General features: G+C 71.7%; 24 protein-coding genes. 3 read left to right on the top strand and 21 right to left on the bottom strand.

The annotated features are described in order from the left end of the window. Nucleotides 1-11 precede the first annotated feature (11 nt). Nucleotides 12-935: an alpha/beta fold hydrolase gene (locus C6N31_RS07845; RefSeq protein WP_198357297.1), complete on the top strand. Its 924-nt coding sequence runs from the start codon at nt 12-14 to the stop codon at nt 933-935. Nucleotides 936-1355: 420 nt separating this feature from the next. On the opposite strand, the gene C6N31_RS07840 is transcribed toward C6N31_RS07845, so the two are convergent. From C6N31_RS07840 to nth, 3 genes are all read right to left on the bottom strand, one after another. Next, complete coding sequence (locus C6N31_RS07840) at nt 1356-2555, bottom strand: MarP family serine protease (protein ID WP_138357075.1); 1200 nt, start codon at nt 2553-2555, stop codon at nt 1356-1358. Nucleotides 2556-2661: 106 nt separating this feature from the next. Then, on the bottom strand, nt 2662-3339 hold the full coding sequence (locus tag C6N31_RS07835) for an NUDIX hydrolase (RefSeq protein WP_138357074.1): 678 nt from the start codon (nt 3337-3339) through the stop codon (nt 2662-2664). Beyond that, on the bottom strand, nt 3336-4169 hold the full coding sequence (gene nth, locus C6N31_RS07830; protein ID WP_244809324.1) for an endonuclease III: 834 nt from the start codon (nt 4167-4169) through the stop codon (nt 3336-3338). Before nth ends, C6N31_RS07835 begins: the two co-directional genes overlap by 4 nt. Nucleotides 4170-4422: 253 nt before the next feature. Here nth and C6N31_RS07825 point away from each other — a divergent pair, with 253 nt between their 5' ends. Beyond that, nucleotides 4423-5097 carry a Crp/Fnr family transcriptional regulator gene (locus C6N31_RS07825; protein WP_138357072.1) on the top strand — a complete coding sequence of 225 codons (675 nt, stop codon included), beginning with the start codon at nt 4423-4425 and terminating at the stop codon, nt 5095-5097. 116 nt (nt 5098-5213) lie between these two features. On the opposite strand, the gene C6N31_RS07820 is transcribed toward C6N31_RS07825, so the two are convergent. The 16 genes from C6N31_RS07820 to C6N31_RS07745 form a co-directional block, all read right to left on the bottom strand. Further along, complete coding sequence (locus tag C6N31_RS07820; protein WP_138357071.1) at nt 5214-5873, bottom strand: response regulator; 660 nt, start codon at nt 5871-5873, stop codon at nt 5214-5216. After that, nucleotides 5870-7282, bottom strand: a complete 1413-nt coding sequence (locus C6N31_RS07815) for a histidine kinase (protein ID WP_198357296.1) — start codon at nt 7280-7282, stop codon at nt 5870-5872. Before C6N31_RS07815 ends, C6N31_RS07820 begins: the two co-directional genes overlap by 4 nt. 122 nt (nt 7283-7404) lie before the next feature. Beyond that, the gene (locus C6N31_RS07810; RefSeq protein ID WP_138357069.1) at nt 7405-8370 is read right to left on the bottom strand and encodes an alpha/beta hydrolase; all 966 of its coding nucleotides are present in this window, start codon (nt 8368-8370) and stop codon (nt 7405-7407) included. Nucleotides 8371-8373: 3 nt separating this feature from the next. Continuing rightward, on the bottom strand, nt 8374-9666 hold the full coding sequence (kynU, locus tag C6N31_RS07805; RefSeq protein WP_138357068.1) for a kynureninase: 1293 nt from the start codon (nt 9664-9666) through the stop codon (nt 8374-8376). Further along, a complete protein-coding gene (locus C6N31_RS07800) occupies nt 9659-10537 on the bottom strand; it encodes a tryptophan 2,3-dioxygenase family protein (protein ID WP_198357295.1) in 879 nt (292 codons plus the stop codon). The genes kynU and C6N31_RS07800 overlap by 8 nt, the downstream gene beginning before the upstream one ends. A gap of 82 nt (nt 10538-10619) precedes the next feature. Further along, nucleotides 10620-11426 (bottom strand): DUF3152 domain-containing protein, encoded by an 807-nt coding sequence (locus C6N31_RS07795; RefSeq protein ID WP_244809322.1) that lies wholly within the window; start codon nt 11424-11426, stop codon nt 10620-10622. 370 nt (nt 11427-11796) lie between these two features. Beyond that, the gene (locus tag C6N31_RS07790) at nt 11797-12210 is read right to left on the bottom strand and encodes a DUF3151 domain-containing protein (RefSeq protein WP_138357066.1); all 414 of its coding nucleotides are present in this window, start codon (nt 12208-12210) and stop codon (nt 11797-11799) included. A 129-nt stretch (nt 12211-12339) separates the two neighbouring features. Then, nucleotides 12340-13362 carry a class II fructose-bisphosphate aldolase gene (fbaA, locus tag C6N31_RS07785; protein ID WP_138357065.1) on the bottom strand — a complete coding sequence of 341 codons (1023 nt, stop codon included), beginning with the start codon at nt 13360-13362 and terminating at the stop codon, nt 12340-12342. 219 nt (nt 13363-13581) lie between these two features. Continuing rightward, on the bottom strand, nt 13582-14121 hold the full coding sequence (pyrE, locus tag C6N31_RS07780) for an orotate phosphoribosyltransferase (RefSeq protein ID WP_138357064.1): 540 nt from the start codon (nt 14119-14121) through the stop codon (nt 13582-13584). 38 nt (nt 14122-14159) lie between these two features. Beyond that, nucleotides 14160-14957 carry an aldose epimerase family protein gene (locus C6N31_RS07775; RefSeq protein WP_138357063.1) on the bottom strand — a complete coding sequence of 266 codons (798 nt, stop codon included), beginning with the start codon at nt 14955-14957 and terminating at the stop codon, nt 14160-14162. 48 nt (nt 14958-15005) lie between these two features. Beyond that, the gene (locus tag C6N31_RS07770) at nt 15006-15800 is read right to left on the bottom strand and encodes an SRPBCC family protein (RefSeq protein WP_138357062.1); all 795 of its coding nucleotides are present in this window, start codon (nt 15798-15800) and stop codon (nt 15006-15008) included. A 160-nt stretch (nt 15801-15960) separates the two neighbouring features. After that, entirely contained in the window at nt 15961-17550 is a 1590-nt protein-coding gene (locus tag C6N31_RS07765) for a polyamine aminopropyltransferase (protein WP_138357061.1), read from the bottom strand. A 168-nt stretch (nt 17551-17718) separates the two neighbouring features. Further along, nucleotides 17719-18240 carry a DUF2617 family protein gene (locus C6N31_RS07760; RefSeq protein WP_138357060.1) on the bottom strand — a complete coding sequence of 174 codons (522 nt, stop codon included), beginning with the start codon at nt 18238-18240 and terminating at the stop codon, nt 17719-17721. Nucleotides 18241-18946: 706 nt separating this feature from the next. Beyond that, complete coding sequence (locus C6N31_RS07755) at nt 18947-20113, bottom strand: aminotransferase class I/II-fold pyridoxal phosphate-dependent enzyme (protein WP_138357059.1); 1167 nt, start codon at nt 20111-20113, stop codon at nt 18947-18949. A 127-nt stretch (nt 20114-20240) separates the two neighbouring features. After that, nucleotides 20241-20957 (bottom strand): GAF and ANTAR domain-containing protein, encoded by a 717-nt coding sequence (locus C6N31_RS07750; RefSeq protein WP_138357058.1) that lies wholly within the window; start codon nt 20955-20957, stop codon nt 20241-20243. A 147-nt stretch (nt 20958-21104) separates the two neighbouring features. After that, nucleotides 21105-21881 (bottom strand): ANTAR domain-containing protein, encoded by a 777-nt coding sequence (locus C6N31_RS07745; protein WP_138357057.1) that lies wholly within the window; start codon nt 21879-21881, stop codon nt 21105-21107. A 268-nt stretch (nt 21882-22149) separates the two neighbouring features. On the opposite strand from C6N31_RS07745, the gene C6N31_RS07740 reads away from it, so the two are divergent. Continuing rightward, on the top strand, nt 22150-23364 hold the full coding sequence (locus C6N31_RS07740) for a putative hexosyltransferase (RefSeq protein WP_198357294.1): 1215 nt from the start codon (nt 22150-22152) through the stop codon (nt 23362-23364). A gap of 68 nt (nt 23365-23432) precedes the next feature. On the opposite strand, the gene C6N31_RS07735 is transcribed toward C6N31_RS07740, so the two are convergent. Next, nucleotides 23433-23984, bottom strand: a complete 552-nt coding sequence (locus C6N31_RS07735) for a type III secretion system chaperone family protein (protein WP_138358838.1) — start codon at nt 23982-23984, stop codon at nt 23433-23435. 92 nt (nt 23985-24076) lie between these two features. Continuing rightward, entirely contained in the window at nt 24077-26680 is a 2604-nt protein-coding gene (clpB, locus tag C6N31_RS07730; protein ID WP_138358868.1) for an ATP-dependent chaperone ClpB, read from the bottom strand. Between the last annotated feature and the right edge of the window lie 41 nt (nt 26681-26721).

Genomic DNA, 26721 nt, shown 5'->3' with positions numbered 1-26721 from the left:
CGCTCAGCTTCATGACGGTCGCTGGTAATTCCTCGGTTGCACGGCTCGACGGACCCTGGACTCACCGGGATGTCGCCGCGAACGGCGCGCGCTTCCACATCGCCGAGGCCGGCGACGGCCCGCTGGTGCTGCTGCTGCACGGCTTCCCGCAGTTCTGGTGGAGCTGGCGGCACCAGCTGACGGCGCTCGCCGGCGCGGGTTTCCGCGCGGTCGCGATGGACCTGCGCGGGGTCGGCGGCAGCGACCGTACGCCGCGCGGCTACGACCCCGCGAACCTGGCGCTGGACGTGACCGGGGTGATCCGCTCGCTCGGCGAGCCGGACGCCGCGCTGGTCGGCCATGACATCGGCGGCTACCTCGCCTGGACCGCGGCGGTGATGCGCCCGAAGCTGGTGCGCCGGCTGGCGGTGTGCTCGATGCCGCACCCCCGGCGCTGGCGCACGGCGATGCTCACCGACATGAAGCAGAGCGCGGCCGGCTCCTACATCTGGGGCTTCCAGCGGCCATGGCTGCCGGAGCGGCAGCTGATCGCGGACGACTCCGCGATGGTCGGACGGCTGATCCGGGACTGGTCAGGACCGCTGCTGCCGGACGAGGAGACGGTCGACGTCTACCGGCAGGCGATGCAGATTCCCTCGACGGCGCACTGCGCCGTCGAGCCGTATCGCTGGATGGTCCGCTCGATGGCCCGCCCCGACGGCATCCAGTTCAACCGGCGCATGAAGCGTCCGGTGCGGGTCCCGACCCTGCATCTGCACGGCTCGCTGGACTCCGCGATGCGCACCCGCAGCGCCGCGGGCAGCGGTGAGTACGTGGAGGCGCCGTACCGCTGGCGGCTCTTCGACGGGCTGGGGCACTTCCCGCACGAGGAGGACCCGGTCGCGTTCTCGACCGAGCTGATCAACTGGCTGAAGGACCCCGAGCCGGACCGCTAGTCACCCTGAAGAATCGGCCGCCGGACGGGACGTCAGACGGGTGGACAGTCCGGTACGACTGTCTGACGATCAGCCAAATGCCGGACGCATACGCCAATTGGCCGACCGCCGCACGATTACCGACCTTGGGGCGCGGGCACGTAGCTCGGTATGGGTTGGACGCACGACTACCGTGATGTATCACGCACCCGCCGCAATCTCGTCGCAGCTGTCAACCGCGCGACGCCTGTGGCCGTACTCCCCGAGGGGGAGCATCAGATCGGTATTCCCCGCATTCTCCGGCGGCGCGCCCGCTGGGTGGGCGCGCGCCTGCGGCACCCCCGTAGCGACTAGCGCCGGACAGGGCCTCAGGGACCCGGACAGGGCCTCAGGGGCCGTTCGGCCGATCCCGAACGGCCCGCAGGGACCTTGGAAGACCTTCTAGAGCGCGCAGCCCTGGCTGTCGACCTGGCGGTCCGCCGTGCGGCCCGCGGTGATGTCGTCGCGGATCTCGTCCGCGGTCAGTGCGTAGCCGGTGTCGGCGTCGTCGAGGGACTTGGCGAAGATGACGCCTGCCACCCTGCCGTCCGGGGTCAGCAGCGGGCCGCCGGAGTTGCCCTGGCGCACCTTCGTGAACAGCGAGTAGACGTCGCGGTGCACGGTGCCCCGGTGGTAGATGTCCGGGCCGTTCGCCTGGATGCGGCCGCGTACCCGGGCCGCACGGACGTCGAAGCCGCCGTTCTCCGGGAAGCCCGCCACGATCGCGTCGTCGCGGCTGTGCGCGTCGCCCGCGGTGAAGTTCAGCACGGGTGCGTTGAGGGACGGCACCTCCAGGACGGCGATGTCGCGCTGCCAGTCGTAGAGGACGACGCGGGCGTCGTAGAGCCGGCCCTCGCCGCCGATCTGCACGGTGGGCTCGCTGACCCCGCCGACGACGTGGGCGTTGGTCATCACCCGGTCCCTGGCGAAGACGAAGCCGGTGCCCTCCAGCACCTTGCCGCAGCTGGGCGCGGTCCCGACGACCTTCACGATGCTCCGACGGGCGTCGTTGACGACCGCGCTGCTCGCGAGCCTGGGATCGGGCGCGGGCACCGAGGTGATCGGTTCGCTGCCGAACGGGCTGAAGACCTGCGGGAGGCCGTTCTGCGCGAGCGTGGAGCTGAAGTCGGTGAACCAGTTGTCGGCCTGCTGCGGGATGACCCGGGAGACGCCGAGCAGGACCTTCGAGGAGCGCACCTCACGGCCTATGGTCGGCAGCGCCGTGGTGGCCAGCGCGGAGCCGATCAGCCAGGCGACGAGCAGCATCGCGGCGACGTTAACCAGCGCGCCGCCGCCCGCGTCCAGCGCGCGGGCCGGTGACCACGTGATCTGGGTGCGCAGCTTGTTGCCCAGATGGGTGGTGAACGCCTGGCCGACCGAGGCGCAGACGATCACCACGACCACGGCGATCACCACCGCCACGGACCCCGGCGAGGAGTCGTCGGTGACCTTGTCCCAGATCATGGGCAGCAGGTAGACCGCTGCCAGGCCGCCGCCCAGGAACCCGATCACCGACATGACGCCGACGACGAATCCCTGGCGGTAGCCGACGACCGCGAACCACGCGGCCGCGAGCAACAGCAACAAGTCCAGCACGTTCATCTAGGTTGACCTCGCGAGGACGGTCCAGCTCGACCGGGGCAACGGCCGGGGTTCCCGGGGCTGCCCCCCAGGAAGACACAGCACGAGCACACGGTCTCATGCCGTTCTATGAGAGCGGCACCGTCCTGCCCCGGTCCCAGGGCTGCTCCCAGCCCGCGAAGTGCAGAATCTTGTCGATCAGACCGGCTGTGAATCCCCACACCACCGCGCCCTCGACGAGGAACGCCGGGCCGCGGAAACCGCTGGGATGGGTCATCGTCGCCCGATTGGCGGGGTCGGCGAGGTCCGCGACGGGGACCCGGAAGACCCGGGCGGTCTCGGCCTGGTCCACCGCGCCGACCGGGCTGGGAGTGCGCCACCAGCCGAGCACGGGTGTGACGACGAACTCACTGACCGGGATGTAGAGCCGCGGCAGCACGCCGAAGATCTGCACGCCCGACGGGTCCAGGCCGGTCTCCTCCTCCGCCTCGCGCAGGGCCGCGCGCAGCGGGCCGTCGCCCTCGGGATCGCCGTCCTCGGGGTCGAGGGCGCCGCCGGGGAACGACGGCTGGCCCGCGTGCGACCGCAGCGACGTCGCGCGCTCCATCAGCAGCAGGTCGCGGCCGTGCTCGCCCTCACCGAAGAGGATCAGCACTGCGGACTGCCGGCCCCGGCCGGACTCGGGCGGCAGAAACCGGCTGAGCTGCTCGGGGAGCACATCGCCCGCCGCGCGGGCCACCGGCTGCAGCCACTGGGGCAGCCCCTGGGTCGATACGGCCGCCTCGCCGCCACGTGTCGTCGTCATTCGCTCCCCTGCGTCATGGCCGCGGTGGCCGCCGGGGCGCCCAGCGCCGGAGCCGGGTCGCCCGGATAGTCGGGCGGTGGCTGCAGGCGCTGGCCGGGGGCACCGCCCAGCTCGTACTTCAGAAGCTTCTTCGCCTTCTCCGGGTCGGTCTCGCCCTCACCGTACGACGGGCAGAGCGGGGCGATCGGGCAGGCGCCGCAAGCCGGCTTGCGGGAGTGGCAGGTACGGCGGCCGTGGAAGACCACCCGGTGCGAGAGCATCGTCCACTCGCTCTTCGGGAAGAGCGAGCCGACCTCCTGCTCGACCTTCTCCGGATCCTCGGAGGTGGTCCAGCCGAAGCGGCGGGACAACCGGCCGAAGTGGGTGTCGACGGTGATCCCGGGGACTCCGAACGCGTTCCCCAGGACGACGTTCGCCGTCTTGCGGCCCACTCCCGGCAGCGTGACCAGGTCCTCCAGCCGGCTCGGCACCTCGCCGTCGAACCGGTCGCGCAGCGCCGTCGACAGGCCCAGCAGCGACTTGGCCTTGGCGCGGAAGAAGCCGGTCGGCCGGATCAGCTCCTCGAGCCGCTCCGGTTCGGCCGCCGCCAGGTCCTCCGGTGTCGGGTAGGCGGCGAAGAGGGCGGGGGTCGTCTGGTTCACGCGCAGGTCGGTGGTCTGCGCGGACAGGACCGTCGCGACGAGGAGCTGGAACGGGTTCTCGAAGTCGAGTTCCGGATGGGCGTACGGGTAGAGCTCGGCGAGCTCACGGTTGATCCGCCGCGCCCGGCGGACCAGGGCGATGCGTGATTCCGGTTTTTTGGCGGGCTTGAGCGAAGCTTGTTCGCTCACAGCGGAATCAGGGGTCCGGGTCACCCGCTTGGCCGTCCCACCCTGCCGTTTCTTCTGCGAACTCGGCGTATCAGACACCCGGCCAGCCTAAGGCTCGGCACTGACATCTGCCCTTGACCACAAGGAACCGACCCCCAATCGGACCCCCGGGGCACGTGCACGGCGATACATAAGACAGACTTGTGATTGATCGCACTGTTTTGCCAGCGGGCATCACGGGGATCATCCGGCGATGTCGACAAGGAGAGAGCTCGTGGACGACGTTCTGCGGCGCGCGGCGCTTTTTGCGGCGCTCGACGATGAGCAGGCCGCTGAACTGCGCGCCTCGATGACCGAGGTCACGCTCGCGCGTGGCGACGCGCTGTTCCACGAGGGAGACCCCGGGGACCGGCTCTACGTCGTCACCGAGGGCAAGGTGAAGCTGCACCGCACCTCCCCCGACGGCCGCGAGAACATGCTCGCCGTCATCGGCCCCGGCGAGCTGATCGGCGAGCTGTCGCTCTTCGACCCCGGCCCCCGGACCGCCACGGCCACGGCACTGACGGAGCTCAAGCTCCTGGCCCTGGGCCACGGTGACCTGCAGCCCTGGCTGAACGCCCGGCCCGAGGTCGCGACCGCGCTGCTGCGCGCCGTCGCGCGACGGCTGCGGCGTACCAACGACGTCATGTCGGACCTGGTCTTCTCGGACGTGCCCGGCCGGGTGGCCAAAGCGCTCCTCGACCTGTCGCGCCGGTTCGGCGTGCAGTCCGAAGAGGGCATCCACGTGGTGCACGACCTCACGCAGGAGGAGCTGGCGCAGCTCGTCGGCGCCTCGCGCGAGACCGTCAACAAGGCGCTCGCCGACTTCGCCGGCCGTGGCTGGCTCCGTCTGGAGGCGCGCGCGGTGATCCTGCTCGACGTGGAGCGGCTCGCCAAGCGCAGCCGCTGACCGAACCACCTGCCGAAGGCCCCGCCCCTCACCGGGCGGGGCCTTCGGTGCGTCCAGAGGGCGCCTGGACCGCCTTCTGCGGGCCCCCGGCCCCCGGAGGCGTCCGTTCCGGCCGGTCAGCCTCCCGGGGTCACCAGACGGGCCTCGTAGGCGAAGACCGCCGCCTGGGTGCGGTCCCGGAGCCCGAGCTTCACCAGGACCCGGCTGACGTGGGTCTTGACGGTGGACTCGGCGACGACGAGGTGCGAGGCGATCTCGGCGTTCGACAGGCCCTGGGCGACCAGCACGAGGACCTCCGTCTCGCGGTCGGTCAGATCGCCGACCCGGTCCTGGGCCGGCGGCCTGGGCGTACCGAGCCGGGAGAACTCGGCGATCAGCCGCTTGGTGACGGCCGGGGCGAGCAGCGCCTCACCGGCGGCAACGATCCGTACGGCGTCGCCCAGCTGCCGCGCCGAGGCGTCCTTGAGCAGGAAGCCGCTGGCTCCGGCGCGGAGCGCCTGGTAGACGTACTCGTCCAGATCGAAGGTGGTCAGGACGAGGACCTTGGCGTCGGCGTCGGCCGCGACGATCTCGCGGGTCGCCTCCAGCCCGTTGACCTCGGGCATCCGGATGTCCATGAGGACGACGTCGGGACGGAGCGCGGCCACCTGGGCGATGGCCTCCCGGCCGTCCACCGCCTCCCCCACGACCTCGATGTCCTGCTGCGCGTTGAGCAGGACCGAGAAGCCCTCCCGGACCATCATCTGGTCGTCGACGATCAGCACCCGGATCGTCATGCGGGGTCCCCGGTGGACTTGACCATGGGCCAGGGCTTCCGTTGCGGGTTCGGTTCGGGTTCCCGCTTCGCTCCGGGGTCCCCTTCCGGTTTCGGCTCCGGCTTCGGCTCGGCGGCCACCGGGATGAAGGCCGTCACCTCGTAGCCGCCTTCGGCGGTGGGTTCCGCCGTCATCTCGCCGCCCAGCATCGACACCCGCTCCCGCATGCCCAGCACCCCGTGACCCGCGCCGTGGGACGGCCTGACCTCCTCGGTGGCCGGGCCGTTGACCACGCGCAGGCCGAGGCCGCCGAGGACGTAGCCGATCTCGACGCGGGTGGCGGCGCCCGGAGCGTGCCGCAGCGCGTTGCTGAGCCCCTCCTGGACGATCCGGTACGCGGAGAGCTCCACGCCCTGCGGAAGCGTCCGGACGGCGCCGGTCACCACCTTGTCGACGTCCGCGCCCGTGTCCCTGACGTTGGCCAGCAGCGAGTCGAGGTTGGCGAGGGTGGGCTGCGGGGCCTCGGGGGCACCGCCGGCGAACGCCTCGGGGTTGTCGGCCCGCACGACGCCCAGGACGCGGCGCAGCTCGGTGAGGGCGGCCACCGCGTTCTCCCGGATGATCGCGAAGCTGCGGGTCAGTTCGGCCGGCGGGTCGTCGACGCGGTAGGGCGCGGCCTCGGCCTGGATCGCGATGACGGACATGTGGTGCGCGACGACATCGTGCAGTTCGCGGGCGATCGTCGTGCGCTCCTCCAGGACGGTGCGGCGCGAGCGCTCCACCTGGGTGACCGCGACCTGCTCGACGACCTTCGCCTGCGTCTCGCGCCAGCCCCTGATCAGCACCACGGTGAGCAGGACGAGGAACGACACGAACGCCATGGCGAAGGTGTCCGACTCCCGGCCGGGCGTCGTGAACGCGAACCCGGCGCCGAGAAGCACCGTCAGCAGCCACATCTCCGCCGCGACCCGGGGCCGGGTGCGGCCCGCGACGACGGCCATCACCACCAGGTGCGAGACGAATCCGGTGGCCGACCACGGCCACACCGAGAACTGGCCGGCCGCGGCGCCGCTGAGAAAGGCGGCCCCGAAGGACAGCCACCAGCCGCCGACCGGGCGGAACAGCACGGTGAAGAGCGGGATCCCGGTGAGGAGCGCGGCGGCCAGTGCCGCTCCGCCCCGCTCGCTCTCGAACTCGAAGCCCACCAGCATGAGGAAGCAGGCGAAGGCGGCCAGACAGGCGTGCGGCAGCAGGCGCGCGGAGTCGCGGAGCCGGTCGGGGAGACGGTGTACGACCGGGCCGTCGGTGGAGCGGGGCGGCAGCGGGCGGAAGGCGAAGGCGTCGGTGACCAGGTCGTCACGCAGCCCCTTCAGAGCGCTCCGGGCTATCCGGAGCTCGGTCCGCGAAGTGGTCTGGTCGGTGTCGGTCACGCTCACACACTAGGCAGCTCACGGCGGCGCGTCGTCCACACCGGAGCCGATCTCCCGGCATCCGTCTCAAGGACTACACGGCTCCGCCGGAAGGCGGCACGGACGGTCGCCGGCGCCGCCCGCTACCAGGCGAGTTGCGCTATCTCCTCGGCGACGACGGCGCAGGCGGCGGCAGCCGGGTCGATCAGCGGGAAGTGCCCGATGCCGTCCAGCACCGCCTCGGTGACCTCCTCGCCCGCCAGGGCCGCGGCTGCCGCGAAAGCCCTCGCGACCTGCGGCGGAACCTCATTGTCAGTGGTCCCCTGCACGATGGTTGTGGCGATACCGGTGGGCAGCAGCGCGGCGGGATCGGCGTGGGGCAGCCGCGCCGTGACGTGCTCGGGCCCGCCGAGGAACTGCACGACGGCGTCGGAGCACACCCCCAGCCGGATCGCGGACGCGAAGTCCGCGATCGGCGCGAGGGCGACGACACCGCGCAACGGGGGAGGCGAGGGGCGATGCCAGGGGGAATCGAGCGGAAGGGCGTTGCGGGCGGCGGCCCACAGCGCCAGGTGCCCGCCGGCGCTGTGCCCGGTGAGCACGACCCGCCGGGGGTCCACGGTGTCCGCGCCCAGCGCCCGCACCGCGAGCGCGGGCAGGGCGTCGACGGCGGCGGCGATGTCGTCGAGCGTGTCCGGCCAACGGCCCGCCGGCGGGGTCTCCTCGCGCGGGTAGGCGCTGCCGTCGCCGCCGGACGGCGGCTCCTCGCCGCCGCGGCGGTATTCCACCGACGCCACGGCGAAGCCGCGGCCGGCGAGGTACGCGGCGAACGGCGAGATGTGCCGGCGGTCGTAGCGTGCGCGCCAGGCACCGCCGTGCAGCACCACGACGAGCGGCGCGGGGACACCGGGCGCGGTACGCGGCCGGTAGAAGTCGGCGATCTGGTCGGGCAGTTCACCGTAGGCCGCGGTCACGTCCGGGGGGACGGCCGCGTGCGCGAAGGCCGATGCCTCCTCCGCCTCCGCACGCTTCGCGGCGGCGTCCGCCGGGCCGGGGCCGGCCGGGGCCGGCGCGCGGTGGGCGGCGTGCTCGGGCGTGGAGGCGGGCATCGGTTATCGGTTCCCTTCACCGGCGTCGTGGCCGGACGGCGCGCCGGCTTCGCCGCCAGCTTCCACGACCTCCGCGCCGGGCTTCGCACCGGCCTCCTCGTCGACCTCGCGGAGCACGTCGGCGAGCACCTGCGCGGCGCGTTCCGCGTCGGCGAACCGCGTGTAGAGCGGGGTGAAGCCGAAGCGCAGGACGTCGGGGCGCCGGTAGTCGCCCACGACACCGCGGGCGGTCAGCCGGCGCATGACCTCGCCGGCGTCGTCGCAGCGCAGCGCGACCTGGCTGCCACGGTGTTCGTGCGGGGCCGGCGTGATCGACGAGACCCGGCCGGCCGGCACGTACCGCTCGACGCAGTCGAGGAAGAAGTCGGTCAGCGCCAGGCTCTTGGCCCGTACGTCGGCGACGGCGACGCCGTCCCAGACGTCGAGCGCGGCGTCGAGGGCGAGCAGCGACAGGATGTCGGGCGTGCCGACGCGGCCGCGGACGGCGCCATCCGCGGGAAGGTAGTCGGAGCTCATGCCGAAGGGATCGGCGTGCGAGTTCCAGCCCGGCAGCGGCGAGTCGAAACGGGACTGCAGATCGCGGCGGACGTACAGGTACGCGGGCGCGCCGGGGCCGCCGTTGAGGTACTTGTACGAGCAGCCGACGGCGAGGTCCACCCCGTGCGCGTCGAGACCGACCGGCAGCGCGCCCGCGCTGTGGCACAGGTCCCAGACGACCAGGGCGCCCGCGGCGTGCGCGGCGGCCGTCGTACCGGGCAGGTCGTGCAGCCGCCCGGTGCGGTAGTCGACGTGGTTGACGAGCGCGACGGCGGTGCGGTCGCCCATGGCGTCCGCCATCGCCCCGGCCGCGACGGGCCGGACGGTACGGCCGGTCATCCGGGCCGCGGACTCGGCGAGGTAGCCGTCGGTCGGGAAGGTCGCTGCGTCCACGAGGATCTCGGTGCGGTCCTCCCCGGCCATCCGGACGGCCGCCACGACCGCCTTGAAGACGTTGACGCTGGTGGAGTCGCCGGCCACGACCTGGCCGGGGGCCGCGCCGATCAGCGCGCCGATACGGTCGCCGATCCGTTCGGGTGCGGTCCACCAGCCGCTCTCGTCCCAGGAGCGGATGCGCAGACTGCCCCATTCGCGCTCGATCACGTCCCGCAGCCGGGGCGCGACCGTGGTGGGGAGGGCGCCCAGGGAGTTGCCGTCCAGATAGACGGTCTCGTCGAGGGTGAACCGGTCGCGGATCTTCGCGAGCCCGTCGGCGGCGTCGAGCCGCCCGGCCTTCTCCCGCAGCGAGGCGTCAGACATGGCTGCGCGCCGTCCACAGCTCGGGGAAGACGTTCTTGGTGGCACGTTTCTCCAGCCACGCCACGCCCGCGGAGCCGCCGGTGCCCGTCTTGGAACCCATCGCGCGGCGGGTCGCCACCAGATGGTCGTTGCGCCAGCGCCAGACCAGCTCGGCGACCTCGGTCAGCGCCTCGCCCAGCCGCAGCAGATCGGCGTCACCGGCGGAGGCCGCGCCGGCCCCGGGAGTGGCCCCGGGAGTGGCCTCGGCGGCGGAGTAGATCCGCTGCCAGGCCCGCTCGACGGCCGGGTCGGGCTCGTAGCGCAGCGAGAGGTCGCGTTCGAGGAGTTCGGCGGGGATGTCGTGGCCGCGCCGCTGCAGCAGGCCGAGCACCTCGTCGTAGAGGCTCGGCTCGTGCAGGGCCTTCTCCAGCTCGGCGTGCACCCGCGGCGAGCCGCGGTGCGGGACGAGCATGGACGCCGACTTCTCGCCGAGCAGGAACTCCATCCGCCGGTACATCGCGGACTGGAATCCGGAGCCCTCGCCCAGCGCGCTGCGGTAGGCGTTGAACTGCCCGGGGGTGAGGTGCGCGAGCGGCTTCCAGGAGGCGTTGAGCGATTCGAGTTCGTAGGTGCTGCGCTTGAGCGCCGCCATCGCCGTCGGGATGTCGTCCTCGCGGAGCGCCTGCCCCGCGGTGTGCCACTCGTGGACGAGGACGGTGAACCACAGCTCCATGACCTGGGTGGTGACGAGGAAGACCATCTCGCCGGGGTCGTCGGAGAGGCTGTGCTGAAGGTGGGTGAGGACATCCGCCTGGACGTAGTCCTCGTAAGGGGTGGTGCCCTGGAAGTCGAGGTTCGGGGTCTCCGGACTCTCGGCCGGTGTTTCGGACATTTCCGTTCCCTTCAGGATCTCGGCCCGGGGTCGCCGGGCCACGCCGAGATCATCTGTCGAGTGCGGTGATTCGGCAAGGGCCTCAGGTCACGTGCGGGCCGCTGATGTAGCGCCCCTGGGAGTCGTACGGCCAGGCGTTCGGTTTACAGCCGTCGAGGCCCTTGATCTGCTGCATCATCGCGGGCGCGAGCTTGCCGGGGCCGGGGCAGCCCTCGTGGCCGTGGCCGAGGCTGTGCCCGACCTCATGGTTGATGATCAGGGCGCGGTAGTCGGAGATGGGACCGGTGAACGTCGGGGAGCCCAGGATCCACCGCCGGAGGTTCACCACCACACCGCCGGGGACCTCGCAGTTCAGCTCGTTGCCGGTGTCCAGGTGGATGGCGGCCAGGCAGAGCGCGTCGGCGGTGTCGGGCGTGGCTATCTTGATGACCAGGTCGGCGCTGCCGGACGACACCTGGCGGAAGCCGTGCTTGCCGTCATGGGCCCAGCTGCGGGGGTCGGCGAGGATCGCCGCCACCTCGTCCGCCGCCTGGTCGGCGGAGACCAGGATGCCGTCCTCGACCTGGACCCGGTACGTACGGATGAGGCCCTTGCCGACCGTTGAGCCGTCGCCCTTGCCCTTGCCCGCCTTGAAGGTGCCGGGGCCGGACTTCGGTACGGACGTCGACTTGCCGCCGCCCTTCGTCACGCTGGGCGACGTGGATGCCTTGGGGCTCTTGGCGGCAGCGCTCGGGGACACGTCCTTCGACGCGGTGGCGACCGGGGAGGACGCGGCGGGTGCCGCGGTCGGGGCCGACGCGTCCGCGACGTCGTCGGAACCACCGCTCCACCACGCGGCGACACCGCCGACCAGCAAGGCCAGCACGGTGAAGGTCAGCAGCAACCGCACACGCCGTTGGGCGCGCCGACGCCGGCGCGCGGCCTGGCTCCGGCTCCCCCGACGGCTGGGGCCTCGCTGTCGGTCGCCGCCGGCCACCGGTGCGTGATGGGTCAAAGCTCCCCCTGAAGGCGCCACCGGAGTGGCGGCCTCCCCGGCCGCCGACTGCTCCCACGGTGCTCACAGACAATGACGCTCACAATCACACATGGGTTCGGTCCAACGCCAAACCGCATGAATTTTTGTCAGCTTCTGCTGCAATTCGGGGGCAATCGGCGACCGGACGGGAGAAGGCGGCATCAGCCCAATACGTGGGTGACGTACGCGAGTTCCCTCACGCGTCGCACCACTGGTGCCGCCGGAGATCCCGTCGCCGGTTCCGTCAGCTGAGGGTGTCCGCCGCGGTCGGCGAGCTGTCGCGGAGGAAGGACGAGCAGCGCTCGTACTCCTCCTGCTCGCCGATCGCCTGCGCGGCGCGGGCGAGGGCGTGCAGCGCGCGCAGGAAGCCGCGGTTCGGCTCGTGCTCGAACGGCACCGGGCCGTGGCCCTTCCAGCCGGCCCGGCGCAGCGCGTCGAGGCCGCGGTGGTAGCCGGTGCGCGCGTAGGCGTACGACTCGACGACCCGGCCCCCTTCGAAGGCGTCGTCGGCGAGCTGGGCCCAGGCCAGAGAGGAGGCGGGGTACTTCGCGGCTACCTCGGAGGGCGCCGCCCCGGAGGCGAGCAGCTCGCGCGGCTCCGGGTCGTCGGGCAGATGGGTCGGGGGCGGACCCCCGAGAAGGTCTTTGTGAATGGCCATGCGTTCCAGTCTGCCCTGTCCCGGACAGCGCGCAGCCCCCCGGGCCGGAACGGCGGACCCGGGGGGCTGCGTGCGGAGCGGTACTGCGCGGTCGTGCCACGGAGCGGCACTCCGCAGTGGCGCCGCGAATTACTTGATCTTGTTGCCCGCGGAGCGCAGGTTCTCGGCGGCGACGACGACGCGCGCGGCCATGCCGGCCTCGGCGGACTTGCCCCAGACGCGGGGGTCGTAGACCTTCTTGTTGCCGACCTCGCCGTCGACCTTCAGCACACCGTCGTAGTTACGGAACATGTGGTCCGCGACCGGGCGGGTGAAGGCGTACTGCAGGTCGGTGTCGATGTTCATCTTGACGACGCCGTTCTCCAGGGCCTCGTTGATCTCCTCGATCGTCGAGCCGGAACCGCCGTGGAAGACGAAGTCGAAGGCGTTGGCCTTGCCGTGCTTCTCGGCGACCGCGACCTGGAGCTCCTTGAGGATCTCCGGGCGCAGGACGACGTTGCCCGGCTTGTAGACGCCGTGCACGTTTCCGAAGGACGCGGCCAGCAGGTAGCGGCCCTTCTCGCCCAGGCCGAGGGCCTCGACGGTACGGAACGCGTCGTCCGGGGTGGTGTAGAGGGAGTCGTTGATCTCGTGCGAGACACCGTCCTCCTCGCCACCGGTCGGGGTGATCTCCACCTCGAGGATGATGTTGGCCCTGACGGCCTGGGCGAGCAGCTCCTGCGCGATGGCGAGGTTATCGTTGAGGTTCTCCGCCGAGCCGTCCCACATGTGGGACTGGAAGAGCGGCAGACGGCCCGCGGCGACACGGTCCTGCGAGATCTTCAGCAGCGGACGGACGTACGCGTCCAGCTTGTCCTTCGGGCAGTGGTCGGTGTGCAGCGCGACGGTGACCGGGTACTTCTCGGCCACGATGTGCGCGAACTCCGCCAGCGCCACCGCGCCGGTGACCATGTCCTTGCTGTACTGGCCGCCCAGGAACTCCGCGCCACCGGTGGAGATCTGGATGATGCCGTCGCTCTCCGCCTCGGCCAGGCCGCGCAGCGCGGCGTGCAGCGTCTGCGACGAGGTCACGTTGATGGCCGGGTAGGCGAACTTGCCTGCCTTCGCCCGGTCGAGCATCTCGTTGTAGACCTCGGGGGTTGCGATGGGCATTTGTCCGCTCCTCGTGATGTGCGGGTCCTGATACTGCGGTACGACGTCTTTGTCGGCACCATCCTCCCAGAGAGCCGCTGGAACACCACCTCGGTGCACACCTCGCATGCGAAGGCCCCCTGAACGTTCCACGTGGAACGTTCAGGGGGCCGGTGGATCCGCAGGTCAGAAGGCCCTTCCCGCCGCTGAGCAAGCGCAGGAACGAGACTCAGCCGTGACTCAGCCGAGGTCGAGGTCGGCCAGCGAGTAGGCGGCGAGATACGGCAGCCCGGCCGCCTCGATCGCCGGGGCGGCGCCGCGCTCCACGATGACGGCGACGGCCACGACCTCGCCGCCGGCCTCACGCACCGCTTCGACGGCGGTCAGCGGGGAGCCACCGGTGGTCGAGGTGTCCTCGACGACCAGGACGCGTCGGCCCTTGACCTCGGTGCCCTCGATCCGGCGCTGCATACCGTGCGCCTTGGTCGCCTTGCGGACGACGAAGGCGTCGAGCCGGCGGCCGCGGGCGGCGGCCGCGTGCAGCATCGAGCCGGCCACCGGGTCGGCGCCGAGCGTCAGCCCGCCGACGGCGTCGAAGTCGAGGTCCTTGGTCAGATCGAGCATCACCTGGCCGGTCAGCGGCGCCGCCTCGCCGTCCAGGGTGATCCGGCGGAGGTCGACGTAGAAGTCGGCCTCCAGCCCGGAGGAGAGGGTCACCTTGCCGTGGACCACGGCCTTGTCCTTGATCTGCTGCAGCAGGGCCTCGCGCACGTCACTCATAGCGTCGAGATTAGCCGCCGCGATCGGCTCGGGCGGAATCAGCCCAGCCGCTCCCAGGACCAGACCGTCGTGATCTCCAGCGGATCGATCGGGGTGACGAGGCGCGGCAGCGTGTTGAGGCCGTTCGGCGGCCCGGACTGCGGCTCGACGCACACGGCCTCGGGCTGCTCGTCGTAGACCACGACCCATTCGGCCGGGCTGGTCACCCGTACCCGCAGCTCGCCGGGCCAGGTCAGCGACACGTCCACTCCGTCCGGCATCCCGAAGCAGTCGTCCCACGGTCCGGGCTTCGGCTCGGTCCGCTTGCCCGTCGGCAGATGGTCGTCGCCGCGCTCCTCCTGCCACTCCGGGCTGAAGTCGATCTCGGCGTCGCGGCCGCCCTGTCCGAGGTTCCGCAGGAACCAGGGGTGCCAGCCGGCCTGCGCCGGGAAGGAGTCGGCGGACGCCTCCACCGCCAGGGTCATCCGCAGCTCGTTCTCGCCCAGCTCGAAGGTCTGCGTGACGCGGCCCGGATACGGCCACGGGTCGGCCAGGTCGAAGTAGTAGGAAGCCGCCGAGTCCGTTCCGGGCGGACCGTCGTGCCACGCGGTGTGCCGGCCCGTGCCGTGGATCGCGTGCGGAGCTGCGTCCACCGGCAGTTGGTGCACGATCCCGCCGTTGCGGAACCGGCCGTTCTCGGTCCTGCCGCACCACGGCACCATGATGAACGAGCCGTACCGGTCGCCCTGGCGCAGCAGTTCGGTCCCTCCGACCGTCAGCGAGGCGATCCGGCAGCCGTCCTGCGGCACCACGGTCAGTTCGGCGTCGCCCGCCGTCAGTTTCTTCCCAGTCGTCACCCTATGAGCGTAGGGCCTGACCCTCGATCATGTGTGCTCAGCACCCACCTACCGGCGGCGGCGCAGCACCCGGCCCACGACGACCGCGGAGGCCACCAGGACCGCGGCGGCGGGTGCGGCCCAGCGGAGGGTGGCGGTGGTGGAGGTGGTCGCCGCGGAGGGCGCGGGGGCGTAACGGCCGCGGGGCGGAGCGTGGTCGACCTCCTCCGCGCTGCGGCCGATCATCGTGCGGCGGGCGTGGGCCGCCTCGGCCGGGGGTTCGAGGTCGTCGAGCTCGGCCGCGGTCTCCGGGACCTCCACCTCGACCTCGTTCAGGTCCACCTCGACCAGCGCGATCTCCTCGGCCGGGTCCGGCTCCCCGCCCTCGTCGGCACCGTCGAGGCCGTCGACGACATCGGGTTCCTCGGGCAGTCCGGGGAGCCCGGCCGTCAGTTCCGCGGTGAAGCGGTCGAGCAGCCGGCGGGCCGCGGTCTCGCGGGCGGGGCCGTCGAACGTACCGAGCCGCCCGTCCGCGGTCGCGGTGCCGGTGAAGGACAGCATCGTGCCGGGAACGGCCTGGTCGGCCTCCTCGACGAGCACTCCGAGCGAGAACTTCACGGTGCCGGTGCCGCGCGCCTCCGCACCTTCGCCCTCGACGGAGAACCCGCCGTCGCGCTCGGTGACGCGGAGCGAGCCGCGGTAGGTGATCGTCGAACCGCCGGCCCGCACGCGCAGCCGGCCGGTGAGAACGTCCCCGCCGGGGTCGGGCTGCCAGCCGGGCAGGCTCGCGGCGACGCGGGCCGGGTCGGCGAGTGCCTGCCGAATGGTTTCCGCCAGGACCGGAACGAACACCTCATGCTCCATGCGGGGAGCCTACCGACCGTCGGCCGCCCAGGTCACCGGGTCGCACCGGCCGGACCGGACACAGGCCCGAGCCAGGCCTGCGAGCCGGACCGGAACCGGACCCGGAAGCGGACCCGGCAGCGGACCCGGCAGCAGGCGCGGAGCCGGGTCGCCACCCCACTCAGCCGCCCACCCGTGGCCGCATCAGTGTGGAAGGCGCGAGTCCGCTCTCGCGGGAGGCCCAGGCGGCCTCGCGCAGTGACCGCAGGGCCGCCGGGGTCAGTGAGCGCAGCGGTGGCGCGTCCGGGGCGAGCCGCAGCTCGGGCCGCTCGCGCGACGCCAGCACGAAGCCCCAGTCGGTGGGCCCGTCACCGGTCCTGCCGGACCAGCGGTCGGGTCCCGACGGTGGCCCGCAGTCCCGCCCGCCGGTGAGATACGGCACGGTGCGCAGCCCGGTGGCCCGCAGCGTCGCGTCGATCGTCCAGTAGGTGTGCCGGGCCGAGCTCGGCGAGCCGGCATGGACGGCGAGCCGTCCGTCCCGGGCCAGCGCGCGGCCCGCCAGGCCGTAGAACTCCTCGGAGTACAGCTTCGCGCTGCGCGAGATCCCGGGGTCGGGCAGATCGGCGAGGATCACGTCGTACGGCCCCGGGCGGCCGGCCCGGAGCCAGTCGAAGGCGTCGGCGGTGACGGTGCGGACCCGCGGATCGGCGTAGGCGTGCCGGTTGAGCGCGACGAGGTCGGCGTCCGTGCGGGCGAGCCGCACGAGCTCGCCGTCCAGGTCGACGACGGTCACCGACGTGACGTCCGGGTACCGGAGCACCTCGCGCAGGGCGAGGCCGTCGCCGCCGCCGAGGATGAGGACGCGGGAGTGCGGGCCGGCCATCGCCGGGTGCACCAGCGCCTCGTGGTACCGGAACTCGTCGGCTCCGCAGACCCGCAGCCGCCCGTCGAAGAAGAGCTGGACGGGGGCGCCGGAGCCTCCGGTCAGGACTATCTCCTGCACATCGGTCTGTTCGGCGACGCGCACATCGCCGCCGTACACCGCGCGCCGCGCGGCCTGTTCGAACGGGCCGGCCGTGAAGGCGGCGCCGCCGAGCACCGTCAGCACGCCGAGGTTGGCGACGAGCAGCCAGTTGCGGGCGCTCGGGGTCAGGTCGTTGCGGAACAGCCACAGCACCATCGCGGCGCCCGCGACCGCGTTCACCGCGCCGGTGACCAGCGCGCCGGTGAGCTGTCCGAACGCCGGCAGCAGCAGGAACGGGAAGGCGAGTCCGCCGGCGAGCGCGCCGACGTAGTCCGCGGCGAACAGATCGGCGACGGCGCCGCCGGCATCCTGCCGGCGGATCCGCTGGATCAGCGTCATGAGCAGCGGGATCTCGGCGCCGATCAGCACCCCGATGGCGAACGCGCAGCCGATCATCGCCGGCCGCGCCATCCCGAACCAGGCGAAGCACGCGTACAGCGCCATCACCGAGAGGCCGCCGACCAGCGCGAGCGCCGCCTCCACCCCCGCGAAGCCGACGGCCGCGACGCACCGTATCCGCTTGGCGAGCAGGGAGCCGACGCCCATGGCGAAGACCATCACCGACAGGATGACGGAGGCCTGGGTGACGGAGTCACCGACCAGGTAGGAGGCGAGCGCGACGAGTTCGAGCTCGTAGATCAGGCCGCAGGCGGCGCAGACGAAGACGGCGGCGAGGACCAGTGCACGGGCCGGCCCGACCGGTACGGGGAGCCGCACGGCGGACCGGCGGCTTGACTGGTCGATCATGAATGAACGCTATGTCAGGCTTGCGGTCGCATTTGTCACCCACAGGGGTGCATTTTGAGGGCACTTGACGTCACTTGAGGGCGCGATGAGTACCACCACGGCTCGCAAAAGTGCGCTCCGAGCGCCGGCACCGAAGCGCACTCCACCCGCGGCCCGCCCGCCGTACGGCTACGGAAGGGCACTGACGCGCGACCTCGTCGCCACCAACCGCCCTTCCTGGGGATAGGCGTGCCAGGTGCGCCAGCGGACGCTGCCCTCGCTGTGCTGGACGAGCATCGCGGTGAACGCGTGCGGATCCCCGGGAAACGTTCCCGCGAGACCGTGCGGATGATCCGCGACCAGTGCGAGCAGTTCCTGCGCCCGGCCCGCGAAGGAGCCGCGCGACAACGTCTCGACGCGTGCCGCGAATTCGTAGTCCCATATGCCGATCCGTTTGGCGACGCCAAAAGGGAGCGGAGTCTGACTTCCCGGGATGCAGGCGACGGTTTCCGAACAACCGCCGCCCTCGGATTCGATGAGTACCTGGTGGGAGGCGCCGAGCAGGCGCATCTGCACCTGCACGGGGGGCTGGTCCGCGCCGCTGAGCTGGAGGTCGAGCACGGCGAGCGCGGGGAGCGCTTCCCTGCCCAGGCACCAGGCCAGGTCTCCGGCACGGGTATCGGTGTAAGCGGTCTGGAGAGTGGTGAGCATGGGTCGGCTCCGCAAGCACGCAGTGGATGATGGGCCGACCCGCACCAGGTGGTGGATCTGGCGGGAACGTACGTCGGCTCGTGCCCACGTGGGGTCCGGTAGATACGGAATCATGAAACGCGGGGTGCCTTCAGCCTTTTTACCCATCTTCGCGCTCTTTACATCCCCAGGAGCGCGTATCGGTTCAGGTGTTCACCAAAACTGCGCCCGGCGGGTGACAGTTCCACCGGGCGCATATGCGAATGGGCATGGGCCACATGCAATTCCACGGATCAGCTGCTACCGCAGCCGCCGCCTCCTCCACAGGACGAACCCCCGCCACACGACGAACCGCCGCCACAGGAATGCCCGCCGCCGCAGGAGTGGTGACCGCCCCCGCCGTGGTGGCCGCCGCCCCCGGAGCCGCCCCCGTCCGAGCCGCCGAAGGCCCACCAGCTGCCGCCTCCCGCCGTGGCGCTCGCGCCGTCCGCGCCCGCCCGGCCCCGTCCGCGGCCCCGTCCCTTGCGCAGGTTCACCGATCGGCTCCGGCGCTGCAGTTGCATCGCTATGGCGATGATGACCACTACGGCGACCAGACCAATGAGGAATGCACGCATCTTCCCCGCCCCCCGTCTTCCTGAGCTGTGATGTTGTTCGTGCGACGGTGATGCCCCCGCCGAATCGGATCGAAAGCAGAGTTGAGGAAGTCCAGAGGTTCGAAAACTTCTCAGCGCGCCCGCACCAGCTGGTCGACGGCGGTGCGTACCGATTCCTCGCGCTTGCAGAAGGAAAATCGGACCAGCCAGGAAGGGGCGTCCTGCCCCTGGTAGAAGGCAGACGTCGGAATGGCGACGACGCCTGCCCGCTCCGGCAGTTCCCGGCAGAACGTGACGCCGTCCGTATAGCCCCAGGGCCGTACGTCCGCCTGCAGGAAGTACCCGGCCTCCGCGCGGTACGGGCGCAGCCCGGCCTGCTTGAGGCCGTCGCTCAGCAGATCACGGTTGGTGCGCAGGGTGCCGCGCAGTTCCGCCGCCCACTCCTCGACGGAACCGAGCATCCGGGCCAGCGCCTCCTGGTACGGGGTGCCGGAGGCGTAGGTGAGGAACTGCTTGACGGAGCCGGCGGCGGCGACGAGCGGCGCGGGTCCGCAGATCCAGCCGATCTTCCAGCCGGTGACGTTGAAGGTCTTGCCCGCCGAGGAGATGATCAGCGTCCGCTCCCGCATGCCGGGCAGCGCCGCGATCGTCCGGTGCGGGGTCTCGTCGTAGACCAGGTGCTCGTACACCTCGTCGGTCACCACGATGAGCGAGTGTTCCCGGCAGACGTCGGCGATCGCGTCCAGTTCCGCGGCCGTGAACACCTTCCCCATCGGGTTGTGCGGGGTGTTGAGCACCAGGACGCGGGTTCTGGGCGTCACGGCGGCGCGCAGCGCGTCGGCGTTCATCACGAAGCCGTCGCCGTCGGCCTCCAGCGGGACGCCGACCAGCGTGGCACCGCTGAGCCGGGCGGCGGCGGGATAGGCGTCGTAGCAGGGGTCGAAGGCCAGGACCTCGTCGCCGGGGTCGCAGAACGCGAGCAGCGCCGCCGCGATGGCCTCGGTGGCGCCGGTGGTGATCAGCACCTCGCCGTCCGGCCGGTAGTCGAGCCCGTAGCGCCGCAGCTGGTGTTCGGCGACGGCGGTGCGGAGCGCCGGGAAGCCGGTGGCGGGCGGGTACTGGTTGTTGCCCGCGAGCACGGCCTCGGCCACGTCCTTGAGCAGCGTCGCGGGGCTGGCCAGCTCCGGCACTCCCTGCCCCAGATTGACGGCCCCGGTCCTTCTGGCCAGCTCCGTCATCTCGGTGAAGATCGACGTTCCGACGCCCCGCACCCGCGCGGCCGGACTCCACTCACCCATGCGTTCCCCACTTCCCTGAGCCACGTCCCGAGCCACTTCCCTGGGCCCACCACAGGAGGCTCACGATATGCGGCGGGGGACGGTGTCAGGGGGAGACGGGGTGAGGGGAGACGGTGTGCGGTGGGGGCTACTCGACGCGGTCCGGCTGGAATCCGCCGTTGACGATGTCGTGCGCGACATCGCTGAGCAGCCGGCGCTGGGTGCGGGCATGGCGGCGCATCGCGCTGAAGGCCTCGTCCACGGTGGTCCCCCAGCGGGCGGCCAGTACGCCCTTGGCCTGTTCGATCGCTATCCGGCTGTGCAGCGCGGTGTGCAGCTGGGCGCTGAGGTCGGCGTGCCGGCGCAGCGTCTGCTGGTGCAGGATGCCGATCGTGGCGGCGTCGGCCAGTGCCTGCGCCAGCCGGACGTCGGCACTGCTCAGCGGGGTCGCGCCGGCGCGCAGCAGGAGCAGCGAGCCGATCACCTCGCGCCGCAGCCGCATGGGCAGAGCGCAGACCACGCCGTATCCGGCGCGGCGGGCCTGGCCGGCGAAGTCCGGCCACTGCGGCGTCGAACGGGCGACGTCGAACGGCCCGACCGGTGATCCGGTGCGGTAGCAGTCCAGCGCGGGGCCCTCGCGCTGGTTCAGCGCCAGCAGGTCGGAGAGCTCGGCGCGGTCGTCGGAGGCGGCGGCCGGGTGCAGATCGGCGCCGGGCAGCGCGAGCATGATCGCGGCGGCCGACACCTCCAGGAGCTCCAGGCACCGGGTGGACAGCTGATGGAGGAACTCGATGATGTCGAAGTCGTCGATCAGCGTGTCCGCCAACTCGACGAAGGTGTCGGCCAGCCGTTGTTCGCGATCCATGATCGCCTGCCTTTCTGCCGCCGAACGTGGTTCCGAAGCCGTGCCGTGCGCCGTCCCGTCCCGCTCCGTCGCGCCCCCACCTCATCCCGCTCCGCCGCGCCCCGCCCTGTCCCGCCCCGTCCCGCCGCCGCCTTCCCGCCCGGTCCTTCACGATGCGGGATCGCGCGGCAGCTGCAGGCGGTTGCCGATGATGTCCCGGGCGACATCGAGGATGGGGCGGTCCGACGCGTACGCGTGGGCGCGCAGCCGCACCAGGGCATCCGGCAGCGGCACGTCCAGCCGGACGCTGCTGATCCCGGCCGCCTGGTGCACCTCCGCCCGGTGCAGGTCCCCGAACCCGGTCAGGAACCCGCTCCCGAAGCCGCCGCCGGTGGTCCTGCCGGTCCCGCCCCCACTGCCGCCCGGGTGCCCCGTCCCGGCGGCGAGAGGGGCGGGGCCCGTATCGCGCGGCCCCAGCGCCAGCAGGTAGACGGCCATGGCGTCGGCGATGGTCAGCGCGTCCGCGACGGCCCGCTCGCCCAGCGGTCCCGGCCGCCGCCGGTGGCCGGTCATCCCGCCGCAGCAGATCGCACCGAGCCGTAGCGGGAAGGCGAAGACCGCGAGCACTCCGGAGTCGACCGCGGCGGGGACGAAGGCGGGCCAGCGCTCCCCGAACGCGCGCTCCAGATTGGACTCCAGGTTCAGCGACCCGTCACGGGCGGCCTCCACACTGGGGCCCTCGCCGAGCGTGAACTGCAGATCGTCCAGCCGCGCGCTCCGCTCGTCGCTGAACCACAGCAGTTCCGTGCCGTCCGAGGCCACCGAGATCGCGATCCCGTCGACCCCGAGCACCTCGGCGCAGAGCCTGGTCCAGTCACGCGGCGGTCCCTGACCACCACTCAGGACCAGGACCCGGATCAGTTCAGCGACTTGGGAATCCACCATCCGAGCTTCCCGCGACGAGCCGCTGCCCTGCTACCGCGCCCAACGATGTTTTCCCGGCGCCTGATTGCGACACCGTCCGAATCCAGAATGCCCCGGCCCCCCGCGCCGGGCAAGGGCGTCCGCCAAGTGGGTGGAATGCGACTCGGCGTGCGCCCGGGAGCACATTCCTCAGGACGATCACCGCATAGTCGTACCGTCATTCCCGCCGCTCCGAGCGGAGCCGGGCGGACCCGACGGCGCCCCGACCGGGCACGGAAGGAGCGGTACGGTGCACACGGCCGAGCCGGTCTCGTCCAGCCCCCGAACCACCGGGTCGCACCCCGCACCCGACGCGCAGCCCGGCCGCTCCCCCGCCTGGCGCGGCTCCCTGCGCCGGGCCGCCCCCGCCCTGGTCCTCTTCGCCGCCACCCGGCTGGCCGGCGCCGTGCTGGTGACGGCGTGGGCGGTGCACGCCGGACTGCATCCGCGCAGTCTGTTCGGGCAGAGCTGGGACGCGCGCTGGTACGAGCGGATCGCCGAATGGGGCTACGGGACGTTCTTCCCGTCCGCCGTCACGCAGGGCATGAGCTTCAGCGATCTGGCGTTCTTCCCGCTCTACCCGGCGCTGATCAGGGCCGTCTCCGCCGTCCTGCCCATCGGCCCGGTCAACACCGCCCTGCTGATCTCCTGGGGCGCGGCCGCCCTGGCCGCCTGGGGGATCCACGCGATCGGCGAGCGGCTGTACGGCCGGCGGGCCGGGATCGCCCTGGTGCTGCTGTGGGGGCTGCTGCCGCACTCCGTCGTGCTGACGATGGCGTACACCGAGCCGCTGCTGACCGCCTGCGCCGCCTGGGCGCTCTACGCGCTGCTCACCCGGCGCTGGCTCGCCGCGGGGGTGCTGGCGCTGCTCGCCGGGCTGGCCCGCCCGAACGGCGTCGCGGTGGTGGCCGCCGTCGCCGTCACCGTCGCCGCCGATGCCTGGCGCCGCCGCCGGGAGGGGCTGCCGCAGGACCGGGCGGCCTGGGCGGCCGTGCTGATCGCGCCGCTGGGCTGGTGCGGGTACGTCGGCTGGGTGGGCCGGCAGACGGGCCGGCCGCTGGGGTACTTCGACGTGCAGCGCCGCTGGGGCTCGGAGTTCGATTTCGGCCGAAATTCCGTGGAGTACGTCCGGCATCTGATCCTCGACCGCGAGCAGCTCATGAGCTACATGGTCGTCGCGATCACCGCCGCCGCGCTGGTGCTGCTCGCGCTGGCGCTGCTGGAGCGGATCCCGCTGCCGCTGGCGGTCTACGCGGGGGTGCTGGTGCTCATCGCGCTGGGCGGCTCGCACTACTTCGGATCCAAGCCGCGCTTCCTGCTGCCGGCCTTCCCGCTGCTGGTCCCGGCCGCCCTGGCACTGGCGAAAGCCCGGCCGCGCACCGCCGCCGTAGCGGTGGCCGCATTGGCCGGGCTCTCGTTCTTCTACGGGACGTACCTGCTGACGGTCGTCTCCGCGCCGGTCTGATCCGGCGTTTCCGATCCGGCGTGGTTCAACCCAAGATCCACAATCCAAGATCCAAGATCCGGGCTGCGTCAGGCGTCGTCGCCGTTGGTGCCTTCGTCGCCCTTGGCGCCGCCGTCGGCGTCCACGTCCTTCTCGAGTCCGAGGGTCTCCACGACCCACTTGTCGAACTCGATCGAGGCGCGTACCCAGCTGACCGTGCTGGAGACGAAGTGCTCCAGGTTGACGCCCAGGCCGATCAGCATCTGCGCCTCGCCGATCAGACGGACGGAGCCGTCGTCGTGCGTGTGCGTGTAGACCTTCGGCCACAGGGTGCGGCGGTTCCAGTCGTCGATGACCTCGTGCAGCTGGGGCTTGTCATCGACGGTGTACGGCCGGTCGTAGAAGGTCCGGACCGCGAAGATCTGCTGGTCCTCCTCGCCGCGGAACATGAAGTACGCGCGGAATTCCTCCCACGGCGCCGCGAGGTCACCCTCGTCGTCGACGACGAACTTCAGCTCCATCTGTTCGAGCAGCTGCTTGACCAGGTCCTGGTCGGGGATGACCGCGCTGGCGGCGGGGCCGTTCTGCTCGGGGTCCGGCTGGCCCCCGAAATTAGGAATCGAGGACGGATCGATGCTCACCGTGAGTTCCCTTCGTACGGATTCCTTCCATCCTCCCCCATGCGCCGAGGGGTCTGGCAACCCCCGGCGGATCCACGCCGGGGGCAGCCTGCTCAGACCGTCTTGGACAGGGACGGGGCAGGGCCGACGATCAGGCCCTCACCCGCCCGGTCGACCCGTACGGTGTCACCGTCGACGACCTCGCCGGACAGGATCGCGCGGGCCAGCGGGTCACCGATCGCGGTCTGCACCAGGCGGCGCAGTGGCCGCGCGCCGTAGGCCGGGTCGTTGCCCTCGTCGGCGAGCCAGTCCAGGGCGGCGTCGGTGACGTCCAGGACCAGCCGGCGGTCCCGCAGCCGGTCGGCGAGCCGGTCCGTCTGCAGCCGGGCGATGTGCCGCAGCTCCTCCTTGTTCAGCGCGCTGAACACCACGATGTCGTCGAGCCGGTTCAGGAACTCCGGCTTGAAGGACATCCGCACCGTCTCCAGGACGCTCTGCTTCTTCTCCGCGTCCCCGAGCACCGGGTCCACCAGGTACTGGCTGCCCAGGTTCGACGTCAGGATCAGGATCGCGTTGCGGAAGTCGACCGTGCGGCCCTGGCCGTCGGTGAGCCGGCCGTCGTCGAGCACCTGCAGCAGCACGTCGAAGACGTCGTGGTGCGCCTTCTCGACCTCGTCGAGCAGCACCACGCTGTACGGGCGCCGCCGGACGGCCTCGGTGAGCTGGCCGCCCTCCTCGTAGCCGACGTACCCGGGCGGGGCGCCGACGAGCCGGGCGACGGAGTGCTTCTCGCCGTACTCGCTCATGTCGATGCGGACCATGGCGCGCTCGTCGTCGAAGAGGAAGTCCGCCAGCGCCTTGGCCAGCTCGGTCTTGCCGACGCCGGTGGGGCCGAGGAACAGGAACGATCCGGTCGGCCGGTCGGGGTCGGAGATGCCCGAGCGCGAACGGCGTACGGCGTCGGAGACGGAGCGGACGGCCTCGGTCTGGCCGATGAGCCGGCGGCCCAGCTCGTCCTCCATGCGCAGCAGCTTCTGGGTCTCGCCCTCCAGCAGCCGGCCGGCCGGGATGCCGGTCCAGGCGCCGACGACGTCCGCGATGTCGTCCGGCCCGACCTCGTCCTTGACCATGGTGTCCTTGGCGGCGGCCGCCTCGGCCTCGGTGGCCTCGGCCAGCTCGGCCTCCAGCCGCGGCTTCTCGCCGTAGAGCAGCTTGGACGCGGCCTCGAAGTCACCGTCGCGCTGGGCGCGCTCGATGTCCGTGTTCACCTCGTCCAGGCTCTCCTTGATGGCGCCGACGCGGTTCAGGCCCTCCTTCTCCTTCTCCCAGCGGGCGGTCAGGCCGCGCAGCTCCTCCTCCTTGTCGGCGAGGTCCTTGCGCAGCTTCTCCAGCCGCTGGACGGAGGCGGGGTCCGTCTCGTTCTTGAGCGCCATCTCCTCCATGCGCAGCCGGTCGACGGCGCGCTGCAGCTCGTCGATCGCGACGGGTGAGGAGTCGATCTCCATCCGGAGCCGGGAGGCGGCCTCGTCCACCAGGTCGATGGCCTTGTCCGGCAGGAACCGGGAGGTGATGTAGCGGTTCGACAGGGTCGCGGCGGCCACCAGCGCCGAGTCCGCGATCTGCACCTTGTGGTGCGCCTCGTACCGGCCCTTGAGCCCGCGCAGGATCGCGATGGTGTCCTCGACGGACGGCTCGGCCACCATCACCTGCTGGAAGCGGCGCTCCAGCGCCGGGTCCTTCTCGATGCGCTCGCGGTACTCGTCGAGCGTGGTGGCGCCGACCATCCGCAGCTCACCGCGGGCCAGCATCGGCTTGAGCATGTTGCCCGCGTCCATGGCGGAGTCGCCGCCGGCGCCCGCGCCGACGACCGTGTGCAGCTCGTCGATGAAGGTGATGACCCGGCCGTCGCTCTCCTTGATCTCGGAGAGCACCGCCTTGAGCCGCTCCTCGAACTCACCGCGGTACTTGGCGCCCGCGACCATCGCGCCGAGGTCCAGCGAGACCAGCCGCTTGTTGCGCAGCGACTCGGGCACGTCACCCTTGACGATGCGCTGCGCGAGGCCCTCGACGACGGCGGTCTTGCCGACGCCGGGCTCGCCGATCAGCACCGGGTTGTTCTTGGTGCGGCGGGACAGCACCTGGACGACCCGGCGGATCTCCTGGTCCCGGCCGATCACCGGGTCGAGCTTGCCCTCGCGGGCGGCGGCGGTGAAGTCCGTGCCGTACTTCTCGAGCGCCTTGTAGGTGCCCTCGGGATCCTGGCTCGTCACGCGCTGCCCTCCCCGGGCGGACTCGAAGGCGTCCAGCAGCTTCTTGGCCGTGGCCCCCCGCTGGACGAGCAGCTCGCCGGCCTGGCCGCCCTTGACGGCGATACCGATGAGCAGGTGCTCGGTCGAGATGTAGTCGTCCCCGAGGTCCTTCGCGCGCTGCGACGCGTCCGCGACGACGGCCAGCAGGTCACGGTTGGCCTGCGGGGGCGCGACCGTGGCGCCCTGGACGACGGGCAGCGCGGCGATCAGCCGCTCGGTGCCCGCGCGCAGCTCCGCGGCGTCGGCGCCGACCGCTGCCATCAGGTCCACGATGTTCTCGTTGTCGGCTCCGCCCAGCAGGGCGAGCAGCAGATGTGCGGGGGTGAGGTCCGGGTTCCCGGCGGACACCGCGTGTGCGTTGGCGGTGTTCAGCGCTTCCCGGCTCTTGTTGGTCAGCTCCGCTTCCACGGCCACCTGCAATCTCCTGTCGGATCACTCATTCAAGTTGA

The organism is Streptomyces fildesensis, assembly GCF_016107395.1.
Taxonomy (GTDB): domain Bacteria; phylum Actinomycetota; class Actinomycetes; order Streptomycetales; family Streptomycetaceae; genus Actinacidiphila; species Actinacidiphila fildesensis.
Note: the sequence above shows the minus strand (reverse complement) of the source record. Positions and strands in the feature narration are given on the sequence as shown.

Excerpts from the sequence above, each read along its gene's own strand:
- kynU (WP_138357068.1), bottom strand. The coding sequence starts at position 9,666 with ATGTCTGACGCCTCGCTGCGGGAGAAGGCCGGGCGGCTCGACGCCGCC.
- C6N31_RS07765 (WP_138357061.1), bottom strand. The coding sequence starts at position 17,550 with ATGATCGACCAGTCAAGCCGCCGGTCCGCCGTGCGGCTCCCCGTACCG.
- pyrE (WP_138357064.1), bottom strand. The coding sequence starts at position 14,121 with ATGAGTGACGTGCGCGAGGCCCTGCTGCAGCAGATCAAGGACAAGGCC.
- C6N31_RS07770 (WP_138357062.1), bottom strand. The coding sequence starts at position 15,800 with ATGGAGCATGAGGTGTTCGTTCCGGTCCTGGCGGAAACCATTCGGCAG.
- C6N31_RS07750 (WP_138357058.1), bottom strand. The coding sequence starts at position 20,957 with ATGGATCGCGAACAACGGCTGGCCGACACCTTCGTCGAGTTGGCGGAC.
- C6N31_RS07745 (WP_138357057.1), bottom strand. The coding sequence starts at position 21,881 with ATGGTGGATTCCCAAGTCGCTGAACTGATCCGGGTCCTGGTCCTGAGT.
- C6N31_RS07800 (WP_198357295.1), bottom strand. The coding sequence starts at position 10,537 with ATGTCCGAAACACCGGCCGAGAGTCCGGAGACCCCGAACCTCGACTTC.
- C6N31_RS07810 (WP_138357069.1), bottom strand. The coding sequence starts at position 8,370 with ATGCCCGCCTCCACGCCCGAGCACGCCGCCCACCGCGCGCCGGCCCCG.
- C6N31_RS07790 (WP_138357066.1), bottom strand. The coding sequence starts at position 12,210 with ATGGCCATTCACAAAGACCTTCTCGGGGGTCCGCCCCCGACCCATCTG.
- C6N31_RS07820 (WP_138357071.1), bottom strand. The coding sequence starts at position 5,873 with ATGACGATCCGGGTGCTGATCGTCGACGACCAGATGATGGTCCGGGAG.
- C6N31_RS07845 (WP_198357297.1), top strand. The coding sequence starts at position 12 with ATGACGGTCGCTGGTAATTCCTCGGTTGCACGGCTCGACGGACCCTGG.
- fbaA (WP_138357065.1), bottom strand. The coding sequence starts at position 13,362 with ATGCCCATCGCAACCCCCGAGGTCTACAACGAGATGCTCGACCGGGCG.
- C6N31_RS07835 (WP_138357074.1), bottom strand. The coding sequence starts at position 3,339 with ATGACGACGACACGTGGCGGCGAGGCGGCCGTATCGACCCAGGGGCTG.
- C6N31_RS07760 (WP_138357060.1), bottom strand. The coding sequence starts at position 18,240 with ATGCTCACCACTCTCCAGACCGCTTACACCGATACCCGTGCCGGAGAC.
- C6N31_RS07840 (WP_138357075.1), bottom strand. The coding sequence starts at position 2,555 with ATGAACGTGCTGGACTTGTTGCTGTTGCTCGCGGCCGCGTGGTTCGCG.
- C6N31_RS07755 (WP_138357059.1), bottom strand. The coding sequence starts at position 20,113 with ATGGGTGAGTGGAGTCCGGCCGCGCGGGTGCGGGGCGTCGGAACGTCG.